Annotated in this window: 21 protein-coding genes and 1 tRNA gene; 8 read left to right on the top strand and 14 right to left on the bottom strand. The window is 64.4% G+C overall.

What is annotated here, in order from left to right; genetic code table 11:
• Positions 1-122 precede the first annotated feature (122 nt).
• Together prsR and prsK are read right to left on the bottom strand one after the other, a co-directional pair.
• Complete coding sequence (gene prsR, locus LZ538_RS06355; protein WP_249831161.1) at positions 123-1,481, bottom strand: PEP-CTERM-box response regulator transcription factor; 1,359 nt, start codon at positions 1,479-1,481, stop codon at positions 123-125.
• The gene (prsK, locus tag LZ538_RS06350; RefSeq protein WP_249831160.1) at positions 1,478-3,562 is read right to left on the bottom strand and encodes an XrtA/PEP-CTERM system histidine kinase PrsK; all 2,085 of its coding nucleotides are present in this window, start codon (positions 3,560-3,562) and stop codon (positions 1,478-1,480) included. The genes prsR and prsK overlap by 4 nt, the downstream gene beginning before the upstream one ends.
• 123 nt (positions 3,563-3,685) lie before the next feature.
• Here prsK and LZ538_RS06345 point away from each other — a divergent pair, with 123 nt between their 5' ends.
• A complete protein-coding gene (locus LZ538_RS06345; RefSeq protein ID WP_249831159.1) occupies positions 3,686-4,639 on the top strand; it encodes an aldo/keto reductase in 954 nt (317 codons plus the stop codon).
• On the opposite strand, the gene LZ538_RS06340 is transcribed toward LZ538_RS06345, so the two are convergent.
• The 3 genes from LZ538_RS06340 to LZ538_RS06330 are packed head-to-tail and all read right to left on the bottom strand — an operon-like array spanning position 4,636 to position 7,358.
• A complete protein-coding gene (locus LZ538_RS06340) occupies positions 4,636-5,934 on the bottom strand; it encodes an amidohydrolase (protein ID WP_249831580.1) in 1,299 nt (432 codons plus the stop codon). The genes LZ538_RS06345 and LZ538_RS06340 overlap by 4 nt on opposite strands.
• 22 nt (positions 5,935-5,956) lie before the next feature.
• Positions 5,957-6,544: a DUF4893 domain-containing protein gene (locus LZ538_RS06335; protein ID WP_249831158.1), complete on the bottom strand. Its 588-nt coding sequence runs from the start codon at positions 6,542-6,544 to the stop codon at positions 5,957-5,959.
• 46 nt (positions 6,545-6,590) lie between these two features.
• Entirely contained in the window at positions 6,591-7,358 is a 768-nt protein-coding gene (locus tag LZ538_RS06330) for a 3-hydroxybutyrate dehydrogenase (protein ID WP_249831157.1), read from the bottom strand.
• A gap of 92 nt (positions 7,359-7,450) precedes the next feature.
• Here LZ538_RS06330 and ypfJ point away from each other — a divergent pair, with 92 nt between their 5' ends.
• The gene (gene ypfJ, locus LZ538_RS06325) at positions 7,451-8,332 is read left to right on the top strand and encodes a KPN_02809 family neutral zinc metallopeptidase (RefSeq protein WP_249831579.1); all 882 of its coding nucleotides are present in this window, start codon (positions 7,451-7,453) and stop codon (positions 8,330-8,332) included.
• Here ypfJ and LZ538_RS06320 read toward each other — a convergent pair.
• Complete coding sequence (locus LZ538_RS06320) at positions 8,329-9,315, bottom strand: NADP-dependent oxidoreductase (RefSeq protein ID WP_249831156.1); 987 nt, start codon at positions 9,313-9,315, stop codon at positions 8,329-8,331. The genes ypfJ and LZ538_RS06320 overlap by 4 nt on opposite strands.
• Positions 9,316-9,439: 124 nt before the next feature.
• A complete protein-coding gene (locus LZ538_RS06315; protein ID WP_249831155.1) occupies positions 9,440-10,600 on the bottom strand; it encodes a DUF2171 domain-containing protein in 1,161 nt (386 codons plus the stop codon).
• A gap of 229 nt (positions 10,601-10,829) precedes the next feature.
• Between LZ538_RS06315 and LZ538_RS06310 the strand changes: the two genes are divergently transcribed.
• The 4 genes from LZ538_RS06310 to LZ538_RS06295 all read left to right on the top strand — a co-directional run bounded on the left by LZ538_RS06310 (position 10,830) and on the right by LZ538_RS06295 (position 14,389).
• Positions 10,830-10,905: transfer RNA gene (locus LZ538_RS06310), tRNA-Ala, on the top strand.
• A 73-nt stretch (positions 10,906-10,978) separates the two neighbouring features.
• The gene (locus tag LZ538_RS06305; protein ID WP_249831154.1) at positions 10,979-11,374 is read left to right on the top strand and encodes an STAS domain-containing protein; all 396 of its coding nucleotides are present in this window, start codon (positions 10,979-10,981) and stop codon (positions 11,372-11,374) included.
• The gene (locus LZ538_RS06300; protein ID WP_249831153.1) at positions 11,371-12,348 is read left to right on the top strand and encodes an MBL fold metallo-hydrolase; all 978 of its coding nucleotides are present in this window, start codon (positions 11,371-11,373) and stop codon (positions 12,346-12,348) included. Before LZ538_RS06305 ends, LZ538_RS06300 begins: the two co-directional genes overlap by 4 nt.
• Positions 12,323-14,389, top strand: coding sequence for a CHASE2 domain-containing protein (locus tag LZ538_RS06295; protein ID WP_249831152.1), 2,067 nt, complete (start codon positions 12,323-12,325; stop codon positions 14,387-14,389). The genes LZ538_RS06300 and LZ538_RS06295 overlap by 26 nt, the downstream gene beginning before the upstream one ends.
• Here the strand turns inward: LZ538_RS06295 and LZ538_RS06290 are convergent.
• A complete protein-coding gene (locus LZ538_RS06290; protein ID WP_249831151.1) occupies positions 14,386-14,970 on the bottom strand; it encodes an OmpA family protein in 585 nt (194 codons plus the stop codon). The two genes, LZ538_RS06295 and LZ538_RS06290, sit on opposite strands and share 4 nt — an antisense overlap.
• Positions 14,967-15,401 carry a FecR family protein gene (locus tag LZ538_RS06285; RefSeq protein WP_249831150.1) on the bottom strand — a complete coding sequence of 145 codons (435 nt, stop codon included), beginning with the start codon at positions 15,399-15,401 and terminating at the stop codon, positions 14,967-14,969. Before LZ538_RS06285 ends, LZ538_RS06290 begins: the two co-directional genes overlap by 4 nt.
• Positions 15,402-15,445: 44 nt before the next feature.
• Here LZ538_RS06285 and LZ538_RS13415 point away from each other — a divergent pair, with 44 nt between their 5' ends.
• Both LZ538_RS13415 and LZ538_RS06275 read left to right on the top strand, forming a co-directional pair.
• Positions 15,446-15,883: an ATP-binding protein gene (locus LZ538_RS13415; RefSeq protein WP_430741955.1), complete on the top strand. Its 438-nt coding sequence runs from the start codon at positions 15,446-15,448 to the stop codon at positions 15,881-15,883.
• Between the two features lie 39 nt (positions 15,884-15,922).
• Positions 15,923-17,707, top strand: a complete 1,785-nt coding sequence (locus tag LZ538_RS06275; RefSeq protein ID WP_249831148.1) for a DUF885 domain-containing protein — start codon at positions 15,923-15,925, stop codon at positions 17,705-17,707.
• A 3-nt stretch (positions 17,708-17,710) separates the two neighbouring features.
• On the opposite strand, the gene LZ538_RS06270 is transcribed toward LZ538_RS06275, so the two are convergent.
• From LZ538_RS06270 to LZ538_RS06250, 5 genes are all read right to left on the bottom strand, one after another.
• Positions 17,711-18,715 (bottom strand): L,D-transpeptidase family protein, encoded by a 1,005-nt coding sequence (locus LZ538_RS06270; RefSeq protein WP_249831147.1) that lies wholly within the window; start codon positions 18,713-18,715, stop codon positions 17,711-17,713.
• A 177-nt stretch (positions 18,716-18,892) separates the two neighbouring features.
• Positions 18,893-21,289 carry a polyribonucleotide nucleotidyltransferase gene (gene pnp, locus LZ538_RS06265; RefSeq protein ID WP_249831146.1) on the bottom strand — a complete coding sequence of 799 codons (2,397 nt, stop codon included), beginning with the start codon at positions 21,287-21,289 and terminating at the stop codon, positions 18,893-18,895.
• A gap of 208 nt (positions 21,290-21,497) precedes the next feature.
• Positions 21,498-21,767, bottom strand: coding sequence for a 30S ribosomal protein S15 (rpsO, locus tag LZ538_RS06260; protein ID WP_249831145.1), 270 nt, complete (start codon positions 21,765-21,767; stop codon positions 21,498-21,500).
• An 18-nt stretch (positions 21,768-21,785) separates the two neighbouring features.
• Positions 21,786-22,670 carry a tRNA pseudouridine(55) synthase TruB gene (gene truB, locus LZ538_RS06255; RefSeq protein ID WP_249831144.1) on the bottom strand — a complete coding sequence of 295 codons (885 nt, stop codon included), beginning with the start codon at positions 22,668-22,670 and terminating at the stop codon, positions 21,786-21,788.
• A 13-nt stretch (positions 22,671-22,683) separates the two neighbouring features.
• Positions 22,684-23,049, bottom strand: coding sequence for a hypothetical protein (locus LZ538_RS06250; protein ID WP_249831143.1), 366 nt, complete (start codon positions 23,047-23,049; stop codon positions 22,684-22,686).
• Positions 23,050-23,064: the final 15 nt, after the last annotated feature.

Genomic DNA, 23,064 nt, shown 5'->3' with positions numbered 1-23,064 from the left:
CAGGCTTGTGCCGGTCGGCGGGAATATTGCGGTTAACGGGAGTTTAACAGTTACCCAAAGGTAAGGGTCAGGCAATCATTTCAACTCGTTAACGAGTCTGAACGCTGTGGATAACTGCTGTATCAGTTGCTCAGCTGATATTGCTTCAGGAGGTCGTACAGCGTTGGCCTGCTGATCCCGAGCAGCTTGGCGGCGCCCGAGATATTGTTGTCCGTGCGGCTCATCGCCTGGCGGATTGCGCGGCGGTCGGCGACTTCTCGCGCGGCGCGCAAGTTGATCGGAACGTTCTCGTCGGTGCTGCGTCCGGGCAGGTCGAGATCGGCGGCGGTGACGGTGCGTCCGTCGGCCATGATGACGGCGCGTTTCAGCCGGTTCTCCAGCTCCCGGACGTTGCCCGGCCAAGCATAAGCGTCGATCGCTGCGAGTGCGTCGGTGGACAGGCCGCGCACGCTCGGGTTCAAGTCGCGGCTAAAGCGGTTGAGGAAGTGCCGGGCGAGCAGCACGGAATCGCCTGCGCGCTCCGCGAGCGATGGGATCTTCACCACGATTTCGGCCAGCCGATAATAGAGGTCCTCCCGGAACAGGCCATTCGCAATCATCGCTTCCAGGTCCTGATGCGTCGCGCAAACGATGCGGGTGTCGACGGCAATCGGCTGGCGCCCGCCGATACGCTCGATCACGCGCTCCTGCAGGAAGCGCAACAGCTTCACCTGGAGGGGCAGGGGGATGTCGCCGACTTCGTCGAGGAACAAGGTGCCGCCTTCGGCGAGCTCGATCTTGCCGACGTTGGACTTGACCGCGCCAGTGAATGCGCCGCGTTCGTAGCCGAACAGTTCCGCCTCGAGCAGGTTCTCAGGGATCGCAGCGCAGTTGATCGCGACGAAGGCGCCCTTGCGGCCACTCTGCTCGTGGACGGCGCGGGCAAGCAGCTCCTTGCCCGTCCCGCTGGCGCCGAGCAGCATGACCGAGACGTCGGCGCTGGAAACGCGCTCGATGGTGCGCGCGACCTTCAGCATCTCGGGCGCCGCGCTGACGATGGAGCCGAGCACGGTCGTTTCGTCGCCGGCTTCGAGACGGCGGTTCTCGACCTCGATTTCGTGCAGGTGGAAGGCGCGGGCGACGATGAGGCCAAGTTCGTCGATGTCGATCGGTTTGCGGTAGAAATCGTAGGCGCCGAGACCGATCGCCTTGAGCGCGCTTTCGCGAGCCCCGTGGCCCGTGGCGACTATGACCTTCGTGTCCGGCTTGAGCCGAAGGATCTCTTCAAGCGCGGCGAGACCTTCGGACGTCCCGTCGGGATCGGGCGGAAGGCCAAGGTCGAGCGTGACAACTGCGGGCTCATGGGCGCGCAGGGCCTCGATGGCCGATGCTCGGTCGCCGGCGCATACCACCTGATAGCCCTCGTAGGCCCATTTGAGCTGACGCTGCAGGCCCTCGTCATCTTCGACGACCAGGAGCACGGGAAGGTCTTTGTCGCTCATGCGCGTTTCCGTTCAGGTTCGGATTGCTGTTCCGCCGGAGCGGCGGGCAGGAGAATGGTGAAGGTCGTTCCGCGACCCGGATTGCTGTCGACGCTGATCTGGCCGCCCATCGCTGCGATTAGCGACCGCGCCTCGAAGGCGCCGATGCCAAATCCGCCCGGCTTGGAAGAGGAGAAGGGCTGGAACAGCCGATCGCGAACGAAATCCGAATCCATCCCTGTTCCCTGGTCCGCAATCGCGATCGAGACGTCATCGCCGCGCGACGAAACGCGCACCGTCACCGGTAGCGTCGGCGAGCAGGCTTCGACGGCATTCTGGAGCAAATGGCCGACGGCCTGCTCCAGCGCCGCACTGTCCGCGACGGCGCTGATGCCGGCATCGCCGAGCAGCTTCACGTCATGGTCCCCTCGCTTGGCGGCAATCGCCGCCGCGAGGATCGGGCGAAGCGGCTGCGGTTCGAGGCGCTGAACCCGCGACGTCGATTTGGGCGACAGCCGCGCGAGCAGGTCGTTCATCTTGCCGACGGAAGATTTCAGCGTTTGCACCATGTCGGCGCGAAACTCGGGATTGTCGGCGTGACGCTCCGCATTGCGGGTCACCAGGGATAGCTGGCTCACCAGGTTCTTCACGTCGTGAAGGATGAAGGCGAAGCGGCGGTTGAATTCCTCGAAACGCTGCGCGTTGGCCAGCGCCTGCTGCACATGGGACTCGGCCAGCGCGCTCGCCGCATGGCGGCCCGCGGCGCGAAGAAGGTCGAAATCCTCCCAGTCGAGCGCCCGCTTGTAATCCGGCGTTGCGAGCAGGACGATGCCGATCAGCCGGTCGTGGTGGACCAGCGGGATGCCAGCCCACGCGCGGTCGTCGGCAACGAGCTGCTGCGGAACGGGAAGTGCGCGATCTTGCGGGCTTGCCCAGCCGTTCCGCAATCCGTCAAACTCGATCACGCGGCGGCATGCCTCGAGCCTCGACCAGAATTCGCCGGCGTCGTGCAGCGGCGCCGGACTTCCTTTCGGCCAATTCCACGAAGCTGCAGTCGAAATCACGCCGGAATCGCTGACAAGCAGCACTCCGCCCGGCGCGTCGACGATGTCCGCCAAAGCCTTGATGAGGCGGTCGCCCAGCGGCGGCGCATCCGGCTCCGCGCGGCCGAGCGTCGCAGTGAACTGAAGCCATTCCGTTCGATAGTCGTAACGATGCTCGAAGAGGTGCTTGGCGAGCTTCACCTTGACCCAGCCGCGCGACCATTCGGAAAGCGGCAGGATGACGGCGCCGGCAATAAGCACGAGCAGCAGGGCCGCCGTGCCTGCGCTGCCCCAGTTCCATTCTGTGTGCCGCAGCGCCCCGGCGAGCACAGCCATGAGTGCGAGGTATCCGCCCACGGCCACGAGCGACAGCGATTGAAAGGTCGCTGCGCGCGACAGCTTGATCTTGAGCGTCCGCCTCAGCCCGCCGGTCCAGGCGAACAACGGTGCAGTGACGGCCATGAACGCGCCGCGGAGCGCGAAAAGGTCCTCGACCGCGGACGAATTCGTTCCCTGGAGATAGGCCAGGGTCGCGAGGTTGAGGTCGTAGCCCCACATGAGGGTCAATCCGAGCATCGGTCCGCGAATGCTGACTCGGCTCTCCGGCGCCGCCTGACCGTATACATTGTGCACCAGGATCAGCGCGCCAGCAGAGGTCGTGATGCGAAGCAGGCTCCCGGTCGACAACACGTCGTCGAACTGGGCCGGCGACAGCGGCACGATGAGGGCGATCGTGCTCAACACGAGATGGAGCCCGATCGAAAGCGCAACGGCGCCAAAGACCAGCCGGACCCCGGTCAGGCTCTGGCCCCGCATTCCGCCGGCCATGTCGTAGAGGAGCATGACCCAGGCGAGGTTGCGCAGGGTGCCGAAGGTCATCGTCATCGGATCGGCGCGGCCGAACACCGCCGCGACGAGTGCCCAGACCGCAGTCGCCGCGCACGACGCCACGAGCAGCTTCTCGGAGCGGTCGGTGCGGAACCGCGCGCGCCACAAGACGACCGACGCGAATGCGCAGGCCGCCGCTGCATAGCTCCAGAACAGGATCAGCTCCTGCACGCTATTGCCCCTGTCAATTCCACCGACATGGGACAGGTGTCGCTAAATTTTACAAATAAGTGGTGAACGCTTGCGCGGACCCCGCATTCAGCGCAGCAGGTTCGCGACAGACGGAGGCTTCAGATGATCGAGAAACGCGCGATCGGTGACAGCGGGATCGAGGTTGCTCCGCTGGCCCTCGGCGGCAATGTCTTCGGCTGGACTGCTGATCAACCGACGAGCTTCGCGATCCTCGATGCGTTCGTCGACGCCGGCGGAACGATGATCGATACTGCCGACGTTTATTCGGCCTGGGTCCCCGGCAACAAAGGCGGCGAGAGCGAGACCGTCATCGGCAATTGGCTGCGCGCCGATCCGGGCAAGCGCGACAAAATTGTCATCGCCACGAAGGTCGGCTTCTTTGAGGGTCTTGCGCCTGAGAAGATCACGGCGGCCTGCGATGCGTCGCTTGGGCGGCTCGGGCTCGATTGCATCGACCTTTACTACCATCACAAGGACGATGCCCAGGTGCCGTTGGCGGAAAGCCTGGGAGCGATGGACGCGCTGGTGAAGGCCGGGAAGATTCGCGCGCTCGGCCTGTCGCAATACACTCCGGAGCGGCTGAACGAGGCGATGGAAACCGCAGCGTCCGAAGGTCTTACGAAGCCTTGCGCGCTCCAGACCTGGTACAATCTCGTCGAGCGCGGGAAGCTGGAAGGGCCGCTCCGGGACGCGGCGCTCGAGAATGGCCTTGGCATTGTTCCTTTTTATGGGCTCGCCAACGGCTTTCTCACTGGCAAGTACCGCAATCGCGAGGATCTCGACAAAAGTCCGAGAGGACTTCGCAACATCGAATATCTCGAAGGTCGCGGGATGCGCGTGCTCGAAGCGATGGACGCCATATCGGCGGAGACGGGCGCGGCGTTGGCCACGATTGCGCTCGCATGGACCATCGCTCAGCCGGGCATCGTCTCGGCGCTTGCGAGCGCAACGAGCCTGCGACAGCTCGATGAGCAGCTCGCCGCATTTCAGTTCAAATTGAGTCCGGCGCAGCTCGCTCGCATGGACGAGGCCAGCGCAGAGACCGTGCCGGCCTAGCTCCTCTTGAGGATGTCCAGCGCGGCCAGGGTCATAGCCTCGGTCGCGGTCGAGATGACCGTTTCCGCGTCGGGCGCCCAGAAAGGGCTGTGCAGCGACGGCAACTTGCTCGGATCACCGTTCACGGCGTCCCACTTTGCCTTCGGCACGCCGCCTACCCAGAATAGAGTTCCCTGAACGGATGCATCGTCCAGCCAGTATCGGCCCACATCCTCACCGACCATTAGCGGTGGCAGGATCGAGGTTCGGTCCGCTCCGAAATGCTCCCGGAACAAGTCGAGCTCGTGGTTGGACAGCTTTTCGGAATTGAAAGTCGCGGGCGTGTGCTGCTCTTCACGAATGGTGACGATCGGCATCTTGTCGTCCGGCACGCCCGCGGCGATGGCTTCGCCTCGCGCGATCCGTCCAATGCCGTCCAGCAGCAGCTTGCGTACCTCCGGCTTGTAGGTCCGGACCGTAAGCTGAAGCTTCGCTTCGTCAGGGATGACGTTGTGCTTGTTTCCGGAATTGAAGCTGCCGACGGTGACGACCGCAGGATCGAGCGGATTCTTCTCCCGGCTGACGAGGGTCTGCAGCGCAAGGACGATTCGTGAGGCGAGCACGATCGGGTCCTTCGTCGCTTGAGGCGTCGCACCGTGCCCGCCGACGCCGTTCACGATGATGTCGACATTATCGACGCTTGCGGTCGTGTATCCTGGCGTCAGGCCGATGTTGCCCGCGGGAAGGATTGCGGAATCGTGGAAGGCGAGAACGTAGCCGGGCTTCGGAAAGCGTGTGTAAAGGCCCTCGGCGAGCATGGCCCTTGCGCCCTCTCCGGTTTCCTCGCCGGACTGAAGGATCATCATCAGCGTGCCGGACCACTGATCCTTCATTGCCACTAGGCGGCGTGCCGTCCCCAGCCATGACGCAATGTGCGTGTCGTGCCCGCAAGCATGCATGACCGGCGTTTCGGTGCCGTCGGGAAGCTTGCCGACGGCCTTCGAAGCGAAGGGCAGGCCCGTCTGCTCCCTTACCGGCAGCGCGTCCATGTCTGCACGCAACATGAGCACGGGGCCGGGGCCGTTGCGCATGACGGCGACGAGACCGGTCTTGCCGACCTTCTCCGTCACCGTGAAGCCGAGCTTGCGCATCTCCGGCGCCAGCTTGGCCGGAGTCCGATATTCCTGCATCGACAGCTCGGGGTTCGCGTGCAGGTCGCGGTAGAGCGTCATGAGCTGCGGCATGTCGCCGCTGATGGCGCTTTGGAGCGTGGCTGATTGGGCTGGAGCCGCCAAGGCCAATCCAGCCAGGAACATGAACGTTTGCACTAACCCCCCTCTAAGTAGCCGGCACCAGCTCCATCACGTCAAGCTGGGACTCGTAATGCGGTTGCGGCATCACCAGGCGCCAGCGCTTGTTTCCGATACGCTCGACATAGCCCGCAACGTCGCGCGTTTCATCCAATCCATATTGAAGCGCGCCCAGCTCGTCGCCGAGCGCCATGGTCCCGAGGAAAATTTGCCGCAACATGTCACCGCCAAAAAGTAGCCCGACCTGGCGCTGCGACCCGTCCAGCTTGCGAAGCTTCTGAAGCTGCCCGGCAGCACTGACGCGGCAAGTAAAAGCTGGATAGCTGACATAGTCGAGCATGCCTTCGGTCTTCGCGCCGACCTTGATGGTGCGGCAGCGATACTCGCCGTTGGGGATTGGCCCACCGCCGAGCGCCGCATCGGGGTCCAGCAGCGCGCCTTCACGAGCGATCTCGCCCGAATGCCCTTTGCTGTTTGCGGCGGCGATGGCTTCCACGAACGTGCGCCGCCAATTTCGCAGTCGCAGCCTATCGCCTTCGGTTGCAACCTGCCGCCAGTCGTTGGTGTGCTGCGCGATCATCCGCGTCGGCTGAGCGATCGTGCTGCATCCGGTCACGGCAAATGCTACGCCTAGGAGAAGTCCCAATCGCATGCGAGCGAGCCTAGGCTGCCGTCCAGCCTCCGTCCATGCTGAGGTTCGCGCCGGTTATCGACGCCGCTTCGTCGCGGCAGAGGAAGACCGCCAGGGCCGCAACCTGCTCCGGAGTGACGAACTGCTTGGTCGGCTGTGCTGCGAGCAGGACGTCGTTCATGACCTGCTCCCGGGTCATGTTCCGGGCTTTCATCGTGTCGGGAATCTGATTCTCCACAAGGGGGGTCCAGACGTAACCCGGCGAGATGCAATTGGCGGTCACCCCATCCCGCGCGGCTTCGAGGGCCAGCGTCTTGGTGAAACCCGCGACCCCGTGCTTGGCGGCGACGTAGGCCGATTTGTTGGGGGAGGCGATGAGGCTGTGAGCAGAAGCCGTGTTGATGATCCGCCCCCAGCCTTTCCGCTTCATTCCTGGAAGCGCGTGACGCGTGGTGTGGAACACGGCGGACAGGTTGATCGCGATAATTGCATCCCACTTTTCCGGCGGGAATTCCTCGACGGGAGAAACGTGCTGGATTCCGGCATTGTTGACGAGGATGTCCGGACCGCCCAGCTCTTTGCCGCAGCGTGCGACCATGCGCTCGATCGCATCCGGGTCGGACATGTCCGCGCCGTCGTGGACGGCGCCGAGCTCGTCGCAGATGCTCGCGATCTCGTCTTCCGGTCCGAAGCCATTGATCATCAATTTGGCGCCCTCGGTCGCCAGCGCCTGGGCGATCGCCAGGCCGATGCCCGAAGTCGAGCCCGTCACCAGGGCCGTCTTGCCGTCAAGAATCATCTTGTCTCCTTGAGGCGCTAGTCGCCGCCTGACCAACGATTTGCAACCGGGTGGGACAGTCGCGCATTACGGCCCTGCAACGGAGGATGAAGATGCGGCTAGGCGGCGAGGGTCCAAGCGGGAATTTCGAAGACCGGACCGGACAAGGCGGAGGTCTCGGCTTCGGGGGTGGCGGCGGCAACATGCTCGGCTGCCTGCTGCCGTTCGTGCTCAGCCGTTTCGGCATCGTCGGGGTGGTCATCCTGCTCCTCGGCTATTGCGCGCTGACCCAGCTGGGCGGGGGAGGCGGCGGGCTGCTTCCGGGCGGCCCGAGCACGAGCAGCCAGGCAGGCCGGTCCACGCTCGACCCCAACATGCGCGACTTCCTGACGCGGGTGCTCGGGTCCACCGAAGAGACCTGGGGCGAGATCTTCCAGAAGAGCGGCGAGCGCTACACGCCGACCAAGATGGTCGCCTATTCCGGCGGCACGCAAACGGCATGCGGCTTCGGCCAGGCCGTCATGGGCCCGTTCTACTGCCCCAACGACAAGAGCATCTACATCGACCCCGATTTCTTCAATGAGCTGTCCCAGCGTTTCGGAGCGCCCGGCGACTTCGCCATGGCTTATGTCGTCGCGCACGAAGTCGGCCATCACATCCAGGACCTGGAGGGCACGCTCGACCAGGCGCACAATGCGCAGGCTGGCGCGGGTGAGGCGCAGGGCAACGCCATTCAGGTAAAGGTCGAGCTGCAGGCAGACTGCTATGCGGGCGTGTGGGCGGCCAACGCACGCGACGCGCAGGGCAAGATCCTTGAGCCCGGGGACGTCGAGGAAGGCATGCGCGCCGCCGAGGCGATCGGCGACGATACCCTCCAGCGGAAGGCGCAGGGCACGGTCGTTCCCGAAAGCTTCACGCACGGGACGTCGGCCCAGCGGATGGAAGCGCTTCGTCGCGGCCTGCAGGGCGGCGACCCCGCGCTCTGCCGCTTCTAGAGCCGGATCAGCATCTTCCCGGTGTTGGCGCCGCTGAACAAGCCGCGGAAGGCGTCGGGCGCCGCTTCGAGCCCATCGACGACCGTCTCGCGCGATTTGACGGTTCCGTTCGCAACCCAGGGGCCCATTTCGCCGTAGAATTCCGCCATCCGCGGGAAGTAATCGAACACGATGAAACCCTTCAGCCGGATGCGCATGGCGATCGTGCGCATGATGAAGCGGAAGCTGGGCGGTGTGGGGTCGTTATAACCCTCGATCATTCCGCAGATGGCGAAACGGGCATTTTGCCTGGCGAGCGCGAATGCCGCATCGAGGTGGTCCCCGCCGACATTGTCAAAATAGACGTCGATCCCATCGGGGGCAGCCGCGGCGAGGCCCTTCAGGATCGGCCCGGCCTTGTAGTCGACGACCTTGTCCGCTCCGAGCGATCGCACGAAGTCGCATTTGTCGGGACCGCCCGCCGACCCGATCACGGTCATGCCTTTGGCCTTGGCGATCTGAACGACGACCGAGCCCACTGCACCCGCGGCCGCCGACACGAAGACGATGTCGCCCTCCTTCGCCGACGCAGCGTCGAGCAATCCGAAATAGGCAGTTAGGCCCGTTACGCCGAGGACGCCGAGGAACAACTCGGGAGCGGCGCCGAGATTGGGCAGCTTGTTCGCGGTTCGCGCATCGATGACGGCCTCATCGCGCCAGCCGGCCATATGTTGGACGAGATCGCCGGCGGCGAAGCCGTCCGCCTTGCTCTCGATGACTTCGCCGATCGCTCCGCCGTCCATCGGCTGGCCGAGCTGGAAGGGGGGGACGTAGCTTTTCACGTCGTTCATGCGGCCGCGCATGTAGGGGTCGACGGAAAGCCATTGGTTGCGGACGCGCAGCATGCCTTCGCCCACCGGCGGCAGGTCGACGTCCTTGAGAGCGAAATCTTCGTCGGTGGGAAGCCCCTGCGGGCGGTTCATCAGATGCCAGGCGCGCGCCATAAAGTTCCTCCTGGCGGCGCGCATACGTCTGTCGAGCAGCACAGAAAAGGCCCGGCAGCGAAGGGGACGGCGCCGCCGGGCCTAGAATGCCTCCGTCACGCAGAGGCTGATCAGCTACCGAACGTCAGTCGCGGTAGGTGCCTTCGAAACTCCGATCGAGAATCCGCGGGCCCATTTCGCCCTGGTCCTCTCGCTCGAACAACGCGCGAGACCGATGTTCGTCGCGCCACTGCCGCCTCGCTTCGTCGGCCTTGCAGTCCAGAATAACGCGGTTGTCCTCGACGCGGTCGACGTTGGAGCAGCTCAGCGAGTGGTGCGCGCCGCCGCTCTCGGGATCCGACTTGGCCAGGATTACCCGATCCCCGGCAATGCGATCGACGGTACCGACATGCTCGTCGTCGCTGCCGACGACCTCCATATGCTCGCGGATGGTGCCGAGCAGACCACGCTTCGCCTGCCGCCGCTGCCGCCAGTTGCCGAAGTCGTCCTCGAACCGCGACTGGTTCTCGCGCCGATAGTCGTCGTAGTCGCGGTCGAGCTCGCTCATGTGCCGGTTCCGCCATGAGCTGTAATGCGGGTCGAAATCGCGTGACTCGCGGCCCTGGGACCCGGCGAAGCTCGTCCGCTGGTAATCGTCGCGGCCATATTGATCCTGGCCCTTGTAGGGTGTCCGAGACGGCTCGCGTTCGAAGCGGTCATTGCCGTGCCGGCCAAAGCCGCCGCGCGGCACGCCGCTCGCCGCGAAGAATTGCTCGGAATGCGGATATTCGCCGCTTCGTCCATAGTCGCCAGTCACGGGCCGATAACCGCCGCTCCGGCGGCCGCCGAAGCGACCTTCGTCCCGGTCCGACGATCCCCACATTTCGCGCTGACGGGGACGGTCCTCATCGACGTCGCGCCAGCCGCGTCCGCTCTGGCTGAAGCCGCCCCGGCTGCGGGTGTCGCTATCGCGATCGTAATCGCCGCTGCCCCAGCTCCTATCGCTCCAGAAACGGCCGCGCCCTTCGTCCCGGTCGCTGGCGGAGAACCTGCCGCGCTCATTCTCGCGATTGCGGCGGCCCCAGCCTTGTTCATGCTCGTCACGAATGCGGTCGTCGCGACGGCGGCGTTCCGCCTCGTCGTCGCCGAACCAGGAGGCGATCTCGTCGCCCGCGCGTTCGAAGAAGCCGCGGTCCTCGTTCGCCTGATCGCGGCCGCCCCAGGTGCGACCTTCGTCTCGCTCTTCGCGCCATCGCGAGCGGTCACCACGCGGGTCGTTCCGCGTATCGTAACGGTCGTATGCCATGTCTCTTCCTCCAGGGTGCCAAAAAGGGCCGGCGGAATGCCGGCTCGGAAACTGGTGGGGAAAACGAATGGCCGGGAACCGCCGTTCCTCCCTGGTGCCCGCTTTTCAGGCTGAATTCGGCAGAACGAAATGAAGGCGGGGCAGGCGATTGCGTGAGCCAAAAATCGCGGCTAGGGGAGCCGCTCTCTCAGGGTTCGAGGCACCTCGGACCCACGCCCGGCTGGGGCGCGGGGCTGTAGCTCAGATGGGAGAGCGCTGCAATCGCACTGCAGAGGTCAGGGGTTCGATTCCCCTCAGCTCCACCAGCCGCCCTTACCCCATTACAGCTGTGAATGCGGGCACTCGATCTCCACGGGTTACTGCTGATTTGCAAGGCGATTGGCCATCAACATATCATCCGGTCCCTACGCAGCGGGAGCGGCGATCGTGGAGGTCACTTACGGCCTGTCGCCTGAAGCAGTGATCGTCGCGCCCGTTGGGCGGGTCGACGAAGCTACATGGGAAAAATTCGGCGCCCACCTCAGCAGGGGCGTCGAGGAAGCTGCGAGCCAGTCTCGCCCCACTATGATCATAGATCTCTCGGGGATCGAATATATGTCCTCGCGCGGGCTTCGCGCCCTGACCGTGGCCAAGCAGGAAGGCGTCGGGGCCGGGGTTTCCGTCAGGCTCGCGGCCCCCAACGACATCATGCGCGAGATACTTGCGATCAGCCGCTACGATCGGTTGTTCGCGGTCGATGAGACCGTCCCCTTTGCCGAGGGTGGCGGCGCTTGACGGCCGACCCGTTGCTGGTTCGGTTCTGGGGAACCCGAGGGGTCGTGCCCGTGGCCTCGACCGCGCGGGAGGTTAGAGCCAAGATCGCCAACGCGCTGGTGGTCGCTCGCGGCGCTTCGATCGCCAGCTTCGAAGATGCGGCGCGGTTTATCGACGAGGAACTCGATTTCGCGGCGACCGCGACCTATGGCGGGGCCACCAGCTGCGTTGAGATCGAAAGCGGCGACGACGCCTTCTTCGTCTGCGACATGGGGAGCGGGCTCCAGCAATTCGGCCGCGAGGCGATGGGGCTGTGCCGGCGCGGCCGGCCTGCGAAGTTCAATGTCTTCCTGTCGCACATGCATTGGGACCACATCATGGGATTCCCGTCGTTCCTGCCCGCCCAGGACGACGCTTCGACAATCATCATCCATTCCTGCCATCCGGACGCCGAAGATGCATTGAGGCGCCAACAGGACGAGATTTTCTCGGCCGTGCCCTTCGAGGCCATGGCCGCGACGATCAGCTTCGTCGCCGTCAGGCCGGGCGAGGAAATCGAAGTCGATGGCCTGCGCGTCACCGCGATGCAGCAGGACCATCCTCATGGAAGCTTCGGTTATCGTTTCGGCGATGCCGCTGGCCGAAGCGTGGTCTACAGCACCGACAGCGAGCATCGGATCGACGACATGGCCCGCGAAGATGCTTTCACGGCTTTCTTCCGCGAAGCCGACCTCGTCATCTGCGACACCATGTACTCGCTCGCGGCGAGCAATATGGCAAAAGAGGATCGCGGTCATTCCAGCAACCTCGTCGCGATCGACCTGTGCCGCGAGGCGGGCGCCAGGCGTCTTGCCTTGTTCCATCACGATCCGTTCCACGACGATGAAGCCATTCAGCGCATGCACGAGGACAGCATCCGCTATGAGAAGCTGACGCGCGGAGGATTTCCGCTCGACGTGCTGTGCGCCTATGACGGGCTCGAAATCCTTCTTTAGACTCCGGCGTCGCGGCAACGTCTGGCCGACGTGGCTCGCGGCGCTTTTCATCGCACTCCTGGTTTCGATGGCGACCGGCGAGCAGACACGCCAGGCGCTTTTCGATGGCTGGCAGCGCCTGAGCCCGCGCGACAGCGCGGCGCCGAAGGTGCGCGTCGTCCTGATCGACGGCGAGAGCCTTTCTGCCGTGGGGCCGTGGCCCTGGTCGCGCTACTATCTCGGCCGCCTGACCGAGGACATTAACCGCCAGGGCCCGAAGGTCATCGGCTTCGACGTGCTCTTCCCCGAGCCGGATCGCGCGAAACCGGAGCTGTTCGCCAAAATGTACCCGGAGCTCACGCCGGAAGCCGCAAGCGAAGTCGTCGGATTGCCGTCGATGGACCAGCTCTTCGGACAGGTCATCGGCCAATCGCCGGTTGTGATCGCGCGCGCCGGCGCGTCGAAAGGCGTTACCGATCCGCGCCTGCTCGTTGTCGACGCGCAGTTTGAGGGCACGCCTCCGAAAGGGACCGACCATTGGCCGGCGGCGATCACCGCCATTCCGGAGTTGGAGGACACGGCGCTGGGACATGGGCTCGTGAATGGACAGCCGGATGCGGATGGCGTCGTTCGGTCCGTTCCGCTGATCGGAAGCGTGGTAGGTCGAACAATGCCGGGGCTGGCACTCGAGCTCGCTCGGCTAAGCCTAGACGCGGAAACCATCCGCGTTTCGTCCCAAGCGGTAGAGCTGTCAGGTCGGCGAATTCCGATCGACCCACGGGGAAGGATGCACTTCCGCTTTGGCGAATTTCCGCACGCGAATATCGTCTCCGCGCGGCAAGTCCTGGGCCATACCCTTCCGACCGATTATTTTCGGGACAAGATCGTACTCGTCGGCCTCGCCGCTGAAGGCACGTCCGACATCGTCGCCACGCCCCTCGCCTCGGAGAATTTCGGCGTTGTCGTGCAGGCGGAAGCGATCGACACGATCCTCAACGGGGGCTGGCTGTCGAGACCGACATGGGCCGCGGCGGCGGAATGGCTTGGTGGAGCGCTTCTGGCCCTAGCAGCCCTGGCCGTCGCGTGGACGGGACGATGGCCCAGGCTCGCCTTGACTGCGGCGTTCGTCGCAGTCCCCATCGCCAGCTGGCTCGCTTTCGATCGGCTCTCGCTGCTGGTCGATGCAGTTCGTCCGCTCGAAATCGGCGGTGCCGCCCTTGCGGGCGTTGTCGTCGGCCTGTTCGCCGACTCCCGGCGCGAGCGGGAGCGGCTGCGCAACGCGCTCCTTCAGGAACAGATGGCGGCGGCGAAGACCGAAGGCGAGCTGCAGGCAGCGCGGAAGATTCAGATGAGCATGGTGCCGCCCCGCTCGAAGTTGGCTGCTGCCGATCCGCGGCTCGATGCCGATGCCTTGCTCGAGCCGGCGCGGTCTGTCGGGGGCGATTTATATGATCTCGCGCGTCTCGACGATGACCGCATCGGATTTCTGGTGGGCGATGTTACTGGGAAGGGCGTGCCCGCAGCGCTTTTCATGGCCATGTCCAAGGCGCTGACGTCGTTCGTTTTGAACCGTGAGAACCGGGATCTCGGCGCCGCAGTGGCGAGCGTCAACGAGGAGTTGCTACGCGGCGGCGCCGAAGCGCTTAGCGTCACGATGATCATAGGCGTGCTGGACCTCCGCGATGGAGGCCTGTCCTTGGTCTGCGCCGGTCACGAGGACCCAATCACGGTGGAAATCAGCGGCGAGGCGCGCAGTCACCGCCTCGATGGCGGCCCGCCGTTAGGCTTGGTCGAATATCCCTATCCCGTTGAGACCCTGAAGCTCTCGCCGGGCGACGCCCTCCTGCTCGTGACGGACGGAATCACCGAAGCGCAGGATGCGGCGGGCGCACTCTACGGCCGCGATCGCCTGCTGCTCGAAACCGCATCGCGAACTCAGAGCGCCACCGCTCTGTGCGAAGGCTTGCGTGACGCCGTCCGGACGTTCGAGGGCGGAATCGAACCAACCGACGACCTCACGGTCATGGTGCTGCGCTATCTCGGCCAGAATGCCGAGCGTTAGCGGACGATCACCTCCACGCGGCGGTTCACCGGGCTGCTGACATTATCGTCTGTCGGGACTTGCAGCTCGCGCTCCCCGCGTCCGACCGCGCTCATGATCGTGCGGTCGAATCCCTTGCTCGCGAGCAAGCTCATGATCTCCTCTGCCCGCTTCTGGGAAAGCGCGTCATTGTCCGCGTCGCTGCCGACCGTATCGGTATGGCCTGTGACTTGCACCTCGGCGCCCGGACGACCCGCAATCTCTGCCTTGATCTCATCCAGCAAAGGTGCCGATTTCTCGGTCATCTCCGTCGTGCCCTCGAGGAAATAGAGCGTGAAGCTCTTCGGCGGCGGGGGAAGCGATGCAAGCAGCGCCGCTTCCGTCGGCTTCAGGCCCTTTGATCCCAACGGATGGATGGCAGGCGTTGCACTGAGCGTCGCGCGGCTGTTCGCCTCGCTGACGAGCGTCTCGCCGGTCCCGTCAGGTTTCAGGATGGCGACCTGGCCGTGGCCGCCGTTCTCGTCAGGCAACAGGACCATCGACGAGTGCGCGCACGCGGCGAGCCCGAATAGCGCCAACAGCGCGACGACGCGCCCGTTCACGGCCGCACCTCGACGATGAAGCGCGTGCCGCGAACGCCCAGGAGGGATTCGGGCGTGCTGACTTGCATCGCGTCGCGGCCGGACTTTGCGATCCTCCCCGACACGACGGCGAGCGATCCGCGCTCGACCTTGGTCACGAACGAGCCGTTCTGCTTCGTCTTGTCATATTCGAACTTGCTGAGCGCGATGCGGCTGTTCGGGCCGACCGCGAAGCGCGTGTTGTCGACGAAGGTCAGGCTCATTCGCCCATCCTTGCCGGTGACCAGCCAATCGCCCGGCATCAGCTCTTGCCCGATAGCAGCTGGGATGTGGTTCGATCCCCGCTCGATTGATGCCGAACCTACGCTGGATTTGATCCTGCCGATCTCGGCAGCGGCCGGCGATGAAATCAACGCGGCCAGTGAAATAAGGAAAAGCGAACTGCGAACCATTGCGCGTCTCCCACCCGTTCCCCGACCATGCCATATGGCAGCGGGTGGGGACGCGCGAATCAATTCCGGCTCCGTTACGTCTTTGTCTATCAGGGCAGACCCCGATTCACGATGCCACGCTGGCGGCGCGCCAGTTCGGCGAACAAGGGCGTATCGAAGAGAGCGATGTCTCGAAGCTCGCCGTTGTGGTCGAGGAACTCGTCACCAACCTGTACGAACATGGCGGCCTCGGTCCCGACGACGAGGTGATCTTGGAGCTCGCGCTTCAGGGCGGGGACGTCGTCCTTGTTCTCAGGGATTCCGCAAAGCCGTTCGATCCCTCGGCGGGAGAGACGGAGCAAGCAATACCAAGCCGCGGAGGCGGCGCTGGTTTGAGGCTGCTTCGGGCGTGGGCCAGGCAAATCGAATATGGGCGGTCCGAATGCGGAAACCGGCTGGAAGCACGCATGCCCGCGCACTTCAAGCCTGCTCGTCCCACATGATCGCTTGACGAGTCTGGCGAGTGCCGGTCTGCTGACCGGATGAGCAAGCTTTCTCGCGTCCTGATCGCCGCCTGTCTTTCCACCGTCGCAGTCGCACCCGCGGCGGCCCAGACCGCTTCGCCGACGGTGGCTGTGGCCAGCGCCGCCGACCGGCAGCTACAGCAGCTCTACACGGGCTATTCCGCCTGGGTCGCCAAGGAATATGGCTATTTCGAGGACGCGAACGGCGAGACCAAGCCGACAGATTATCTGGCCCATGTCGATGTGGCCGCGCAGCAGCGGCGGCTGCAATACGAACGCCGATTATTGTCGCAGTTGAGCGCCATTCCCTCCGCGCAATTGTCGGCGGACGAACGCGTCAACCAGTCGGTGCTTCGCACGATCATCGAGGCGGACATCGCTGATCTCGAGTTCCGCGATTACGAAATGCCCTTCAACAGCGACAGCTCGTTCTGGACCTATCTGAACGAGCGGGACCGACTTCAGAGCGCCGAGGAGTATCGCCGCTACCTCGCCCGGATGGCGGACATTCCTCGCTATTTCCGCGAGCAGATCGTCAACATGCGCGCCGGCCTTAAGCGCGGCTTCACGGTGCCTCGCGCAACGCTCGAAGGCCGCGACGCTTCGATCGCTTCCTTCACTGAGCAGGATGTCGAGAAGAATCCGTTCTACGGCGCGTTCAAGGATATGCCCGGCCAGATTCCGGAAGCGGAAAAGGCTGCACTGCGCCAGCAGGCGCGGCAGGTCATCACGGGAACCGTGGTGCCGGCTTACAACGAGCTCCTGAACTTTTATCGCAACGATTATCTCCGCGGCGCGCGACCGACGATCTCCGCGCACGATTTGCCCAACGGACATGCCTATTATCGCGCGCAGATCCGCAAGTTCACGACCGTCGACCTGCCACCGGAAGAAATCCACCAGCTAGGCTTGAAGGAGGTAACGCGCATCGAGGCCGCGATGCGCCAGACGATGGCGGACGCCGGTTTCAAAGGCACCTTCGAGGAGTTCCTGAAGTTCCTGCGGACCGACCCGCAATTTTACGCGAAGACGCCGGACGAGCTTCTGGGCGTCTCCTCCTATGTTGCGAAGCGCGTCGACGGGAAGCTTGGGGAGACGTTCGGGCTGCTGCCCCGTCGCCGGTTCACGATCATCCCCGTGCCTGATGCGCTTGCGCCCTTCTACACATCCGGCCGTGGCGGCCTCGAGAGCTGCCAGATGAACACATACAATCTGCCAACGCGGCCGCTCTATCAAATTCCGGCCCTTACCCTGCACGAATGCGCGCCTGGCCATAGCTTCCAGGCGGCGCTGTCCGAGGAGCGCAAGGCGCTGCCCTCATTCCGGCGCAACATCTATTTCTCGGGCTACGGCGAGGGCTGGGGCCTCTATTCGGAATGGCTCGGCTATCAGATGGGGATCTACCGCACGCCCTATGAGCGCTTCGGGGCGCTCAGCTTCGAGATGTGGCGCGCTGCGCGGCTCGTAATCGATACCGGCATCCACCGCTACGGCTGGAGCCGCGACAAGGCGATTGCCTATCTCACCGACCATACAGCGCTGTCGCAGCATGACGTCGAGATCGAGGTCGATCGCTACATAAGCTGGCCGGGCCAGGCGCTCGCCTACAAGCTTGGCGAGATGACGATCCGTCGGCTGCGGTCCGAAGCCGAGGCGCAGCTCGGCGAGAAGTTCGACCAGCGCAGCTTCCACGACGCAATCCTTGCCATGGGAGCCGTGCCGCTCCCGGTGCTTGAGCAAGAGATGCGGCGCTACATCGCCGAGCAGAAGGCGGGTAAGATAGCGGCGAAGCCAGCCCCCTAGCCGTCAGTCCGTTTTCGCACCGCCCTGTTCCGCTTCGAGGACGGTCGCCTCAACTCCCGTCGAGCTCTTGTTCACGCTGGCCTGCGTGACCAGCACCGTTGTGCCGGGCAACATTACGGAGCGCATCCCTTTCACGAATTCTACGGGCAAATGCATGTCGTCGACACGCTCGGTGCTGATGATCTCGGCGGGCTCTCCGGTCAGGTCGGAAACGCCGACCTGGATCCATTCCGGCCGCTTCCCGCCCGATAGGGTCATGACCTGCGCCTGAGTCGATGATTGCTGGACCTGCGCATGGGCGCGGCCGATCTCGACCCCGTTACGAAGCACGACCACCTGCTGATCGCCGGTGGAGATGATGATGGAGACGGGGCCCGACGGCGCGGCATCGGGATTCCACGTGAACTCGCCAGCCTCGGTCAAAAGCGCCGCTGGCGCAGGCGTGACGCCAGCGAGTACGGGCGCCAGCACGCCCGCCGGCGGCCGCTTGACGGGATCTTCGTGGCCGCCGGCGATCACGACCGTGCCGCCCATCGGCATGTTGGCGAACAGCAATTTTGCGAATTCCATCGGAAGGCGCACGCAGCCGTGGCTGGCGGGGAAACCGGGCAGGTTGCCCGCATGCATTGCGACGCCCTTCCAGGTCAGCCGAAGTGTGTAGGGCATCGACGCGTCGTCGTAGGTGCGCGAGCGGTGGTCTTCGTCCTTCTCCAGGATCGTGAACACGCCGGTCGGCGTTTCAAAACCGTCCTTGCCGGAGGATATGGTTGTAACACCGATGCGAACGCCGTTACGATAAACGGTCGCGCGCTGCCGGCCGAGATCGACATAGACCAGGATCGGTCCTTGCGGGGCGATGTTCGCCGCCCACACCCACTCGCCAGCCTTCAGCTTTTCAGCCTCTTTGGCCAGCTGAAGTGGAGATGAGACCTTCGACCCGCCCGCAACGGCGGGGGTCGTTGATGACAATGCAAGACAACAGGCGATCGCCGTCGCGAAAACACGCATAATATATTGCCCCGAGATATGCGGGACGACGATAGCGTTGATTTGGCTGGCGAAAAAGACCTCTGAGTCAGCCCATGTTCGTAGCTGCCGCTGCGGGTCGGGGGGATGAGCAGGCAAAGAAAAGGCCCCGCGATTGCTCGCGGGGCCTAATGTTACAGTCGCCTCTGGGCGGAAAGCTTAGTCTTCCCCTTCGCCCGTCAGGAACGCCGGTGAGAATTCCGGCTCGCGCTGTTCGCGCCCGCCGCCTTCGCCGCCTTCACGGTCCCGGCGTGGTCCGCGGTCTCCACGTCCTTCGCCCCTGGGGCCACGGTCGTCGCGATCGCCGCGTCCTTCGCCCCTGGGGCCACGGTCGCCGCGGTCACGCCGCGGTCCACGGTCGCGATCGCCACGCCCATGACGGCCACGGTCGCCGCGGTCACCGCGGGGTCCGCGGTCGCCACCCTCACGGGGTTCGCGCGGGGGGCGGGTGTCTTCGAGCTCTTCGCCGGTCTCCTGGTCGACGAGACGCATCGACAGGCGGACCTTGCCGCGCTGGTCGACCTCGAGCAGCTTGACCTTGACCTCCTGGCCTTCGCTCAGGACGTCGCGGACATTCTCGACCCGCTCGTTCTTGATCTCGGACACGTGGACCAGCCCGTCCTTGCCGGGCATGAAGGTCACGAACGCGCCGAAATCGACGATGCTCGCCACCTTGCCGGTGTAGATGGTGCCGGGCTCCGGCTCGGCGACGATGCCCTTGATCCAGTTGCGGGCGGCCTCGATCTGCGACAGGTCCGAGGACGCGATCTTGATCGTGCCGTCGTCGTCGATGTCGACCTTGGCGCCGGTTTCGGCGACGATCTCGCGGATCACCTTTCCGCCCGTGCCGATGACGTCGCGGATCTTGTCCTTCGGGATCTGCATCGTCTCGATGCGCGGCGCATGCGCGCTGAGCTCTTCACGCGTGTGGTCGAGCGCCCTGGCCATTTCGCCGAGGATGTGGGCGCGGCCTTCCTTCGCCTGTGCGAGGGCGGTGCGCATGATCTCCTCGGTGATTCCGGCGATCTTGATGTCCATCTGCAGGGAGGTGATGCCCTCGGACGTGCCGGCAACCTTGAAGTCCATGTCGCCGAGGTGATCCTCGTCGCCGAGGATGTCGCTGATCACCGCGAAGTCCTTGCCTTCGAGGATCAGGCCCATGGCGATACCGGAGACCGGTCGCTTCAGCGGAACACCCGCATCCATCATCGAGAGCGATCCGCCGCAGACCGTCGCCATCGACGACGAGCCGTTGGACTCGGTGATGTCTGACAGAACGCGGATCGTGTACGGGAAATCCTCCGCACTCGGCAGCATCGGGCGAAGAGCGCGCCAGGCGAGCTTGCCGTGACCGACCTCGCGGCGCCCGGGGGCGCCGAAGCGGCCGACTTCGCCGACCGAATAGGGCGGGAAGTTATAGTGCAGCATGAAGCGCTGGTAGGAGAGGCCCTCCAGGCCATCGATCATCTGCTCGGCTTCCTTGGTGCCCAGCGTGGTGGTGCAGATCGCCTGCGTCTCGCCGCGCGTGAACAGGGCGGAGCCGTGCGTGCGCGGGAGGAAGCCCACGATCGCTTCGATCGGGCGCACCGTCTTGGTGTCGCGTCCGTCGATACGGCGGCCTTCCTTCAGGATCGCACCGCGGACGATGTCGGCCTCGAGGCTCTTCACGAGCTTGGAAGCGACCAGTTGCTCCTGCGGCTCGCTTTCGGCGAAGGCTTCGGATGCCTTCTCGCGAGCGGCATTGAGGGCACTTGAGCGCTCCGACTTGCTCGTGAGCTTGTAGGCAGCCTCGATGTCCTTGCCGATCAGGTCCTTGAGCTTGCCCTTGATCGACGCCTTGTCGGCGGAGGCGGCGAGCTCCCACGGATCCTTCGCGGCCTGCTCTGCAAGCTTGATGATCGCACCGATGACATCCTGCATCGACTTGTGCGCGAACATCACCGCGCCGAGCATCTCCTCTTCGGAGAGCTCCTTGGCCTCGGATTCGACCATCATCACAGCGTCGCGGGTGCCGGCGACGACGAGGTCGAGGCGGCCTTCGCTGACCTGCGTCTGGGTCGGATTGAGGATGTACTGACCCTCAGTGTCGAAGCCGACGCGCGCGGCGCCGATGGGACCCATGAAGGGGACGCCCGACAGCGTCAGCGCAGCCGACGCGGCGATCATCGCCAACACATCGGGCTCGTTCTCGCCGTCGTAGGAGAGGACCTGCGCGATCACGAGGATCTCGTTGTAGAAACCCTCGGGGAAGAGGGGGCGAACCGGACGGTCGATGAGGCGGCTGGTCAGCGTTTCCTTTTCGGTCGCGCCGCGCTCACGCTTGAAGAAGCCGCCCGGGATGCGCCCGGCGGCCGAGAACTTTTCCTGGTAGTGGACGGTCAGCGGGAAGAAGTCCTGCCCCGGCTTGACCGACTTGGCGGCCGTCACTGCGCAGAGGACGACGGTTTCGCCGAGGGTCGCGAGCACCGCGCCATCGGCCTGGCGGGCAACGCGGCCCGTTTCGAGCTTGAGGGTCTTTCCGCCCCACTCGATTTCTACAGTCTTGGTATCGAACATTTGCTTTCCTTCGCCGGCGGCCGGATGCCTGCCGGGTCATCATCTGGCGAGCTGTCCGGCTCGCCTCGGTCGGGGCGCTTGATAAGCCCCACTGCGCCCCGCCGAATTGCGGGACTGCACTTGTTGTGCTCCTGCGAAGGCAGGAGCCTAGACTGGATCCTGAAACGAATTCAGGATGCCAAAAAGCCGCCCGCCGGGCGGCTTTTCGTCACTTGCGAAGGCCGAGCTTCGCGATGAGGTCGGTGTAGCGCTGCTCATCCTTGCGGCGGAGATAATCCAGCAGCGAGCGGCGCTGATTGACCAGCATCAGAAGGCCGCGGCGCGAGTGATTATCCTTCGCGTGCGTCTTGAAATGCTGGGTAAGGTTGGTGATGCGCTCGGTCAGAATTGCGACCTGGACCTCAGGAGAACCGGTATCCGCAGACCCGCGCGCATGCTCCTTGATGAGCGCTTCCTTGCGCTCCGCAGTAATCGACATCGTTTCACTCCTTTGTCTCTATAGGTTGAACCCCCGGACGACCTTGAGGCCGTCGGCCGAAGCTTCGATCAGTGCCACGGGAGTTCCCTCCAGCGTTGCAAGTCCAAGCCCCGGCTGTACGGGGAACCCGGCCAAGCGCTGTCCGTGGCGGAGCAGCTGAGCCTGGTCGGGGGTGACGGGGAGGGCCGGGATGTCGTCCAGCGCCGCTTCCAGCGGCAAGACCGCCCCATCGAGTGCGCGGGCCTTAGCGGTTTCTTCGAGAAAGTCCAGCGAAACGGCCTGTTCGAGCGTGAACGGCCCCGCACGCGTGCGTCTGAGATAGGAAACATGACCGACGGTTCCAAGCGCATGCGCGATGTCGCGCGCAAGGCTGCGTATGTATGTGCCCTTGGAAACGTCGGCCGAGAGAGTGACGGCGTCCTTCGACGCGTTGGAAAGGCGCAGCGTTCGAATTGTTACCGTCCGAGCTTTCAGTGCAACCTGCTCACCGGCACGCGCCCTCGCATAGGCTGCCTTGCCTTCGATCTTCAGGGCCGAGAAGGTCGGTGGGACTTGCTCGATCTCACCGATAAATCGCGGCAGCACTGCCTCGACTTCAGGGATGCCCGGGCGCGCTTCGCTCATCGCCACTACGCTGCCTTCGGCATCGAGCGTGTCGGTCTCCGTGCCGAACCGGATCGTAAAGTCATATTCCTTGGTCGCGTCGAGCATGCGGCCGCAGATCTTCGTCGCTTCGCCCAACGCGATCGGAAGGACTCCGCTCGCCAGCGGGTCGAGCGTTCCTCCATGCCCGACCTTCGTCTTCGGCTCGTCCGCCTGGCGAAGGATGCGCTTCACCGCGGAAACCGCGGTCGTCGAGCCGAGACCGATCGGCTTGTCCAGGATGATCCAGCCGTGGAGCATGCTGATCAGCCCCCTAGCAGCGGCCTTCGTTTCCTGCCGCGCGGAAATTGCTGATCCGGACCGAGTCCGCCTTGCGGTCCCATTGCTCCAGTATCGGCTTGTTGCCAGCGGGGAGGGTGCAGGTCCGTGCTGCCGTCGCCTTGGTGCCGCTCATCAATTCGGCGTTGAAGATATAGCCCGTGGCGCTGTTGTTGGTGGCGACCATCGTCGTGCCAAAGACAGCACGCACCGTCACCATGACCTGCCCTTTGGAAGGCTTGGCAGTCGCCTCCGCGCGCCGCGCATCGACAGGCTGGCCGTCCTTGACTGTGAACAGCCAGCTTTCGCCGGGACGGACGGTCAACGGAGAGGCTTGCGCTGCGGTGGCCAGCGCAATCATCAAGAAAGCAGCTAA

It is taken from the genome of Sphingomonas hankyongi, from assembly GCF_023516575.1.
GTDB classification, from domain to species: Bacteria; Pseudomonadota; Alphaproteobacteria; order Sphingomonadales; family Sphingomonadaceae; genus Sphingomicrobium; species Sphingomicrobium hankyongi.
The sequence above is the reverse complement of the archived record's forward strand: the minus strand, read 5'-3'. Positions and strand labels throughout refer to the sequence as shown.

Excerpts from the sequence above, each read along its gene's own strand:
- pnp (WP_249831146.1), bottom strand. The coding sequence starts at position 21,289 with ATGTTCGATACCAAGACTGTAGAAATCGAGTGGGGCGGAAAGACCCTC.
- prsR (WP_249831161.1), bottom strand. The coding sequence starts at position 1,481 with ATGAGCGACAAAGACCTTCCCGTGCTCCTGGTCGTCGAAGATGACGAG.
- truB (WP_249831144.1), bottom strand. The coding sequence starts at position 22,670 with ATGCTCCACGGCTGGATCATCCTGGACAAGCCGATCGGTCTCGGCTCG.
- LZ538_RS06330 (WP_249831157.1), bottom strand. The coding sequence starts at position 7,358 with ATGATTCTTGACGGCAAGACGGCCCTGGTGACGGGCTCGACTTCGGGC.
- LZ538_RS06270 (WP_249831147.1), bottom strand. The coding sequence starts at position 18,715 with ATGCGTGTTTTCGCGACGGCGATCGCCTGTTGTCTTGCATTGTCATCA.
- LZ538_RS06285 (WP_249831150.1), bottom strand. The coding sequence starts at position 15,401 with ATGGTTCGCAGTTCGCTTTTCCTTATTTCACTGGCCGCGTTGATTTCA.
- LZ538_RS06275 (WP_249831148.1), top strand. The coding sequence starts at position 15,923 with ATGAGCAAGCTTTCTCGCGTCCTGATCGCCGCCTGTCTTTCCACCGTC.
- LZ538_RS06340 (WP_249831580.1), bottom strand. The coding sequence starts at position 5,934 with ATGTTCCTGGCTGGATTGGCCTTGGCGGCTCCAGCCCAATCAGCCACG.
- LZ538_RS06315 (WP_249831155.1), bottom strand. The coding sequence starts at position 10,600 with ATGGCATACGACCGTTACGATACGCGGAACGACCCGCGTGGTGACCGC.
- LZ538_RS06320 (WP_249831156.1), bottom strand. The coding sequence starts at position 9,315 with ATGGCGCGCGCCTGGCATCTGATGAACCGCCCGCAGGGGCTTCCCACC.
- LZ538_RS06295 (WP_249831152.1), top strand. The coding sequence starts at position 12,323 with ATGACGGGCTCGAAATCCTTCTTTAGACTCCGGCGTCGCGGCAACGTC.
- LZ538_RS06345 (WP_249831159.1), top strand. The coding sequence starts at position 3,686 with ATGATCGAGAAACGCGCGATCGGTGACAGCGGGATCGAGGTTGCTCCG.
- ypfJ (WP_249831579.1), top strand. The coding sequence starts at position 7,451 with ATGCGGCTAGGCGGCGAGGGTCCAAGCGGGAATTTCGAAGACCGGACC.
- LZ538_RS06250 (WP_249831143.1), bottom strand. The coding sequence starts at position 23,049 with ATGATTGCGCTGGCCACCGCAGCGCAAGCCTCTCCGTTGACCGTCCGT.
- rpsO (WP_249831145.1), bottom strand. The coding sequence starts at position 21,767 with ATGTCGATTACTGCGGAGCGCAAGGAAGCGCTCATCAAGGAGCATGCG.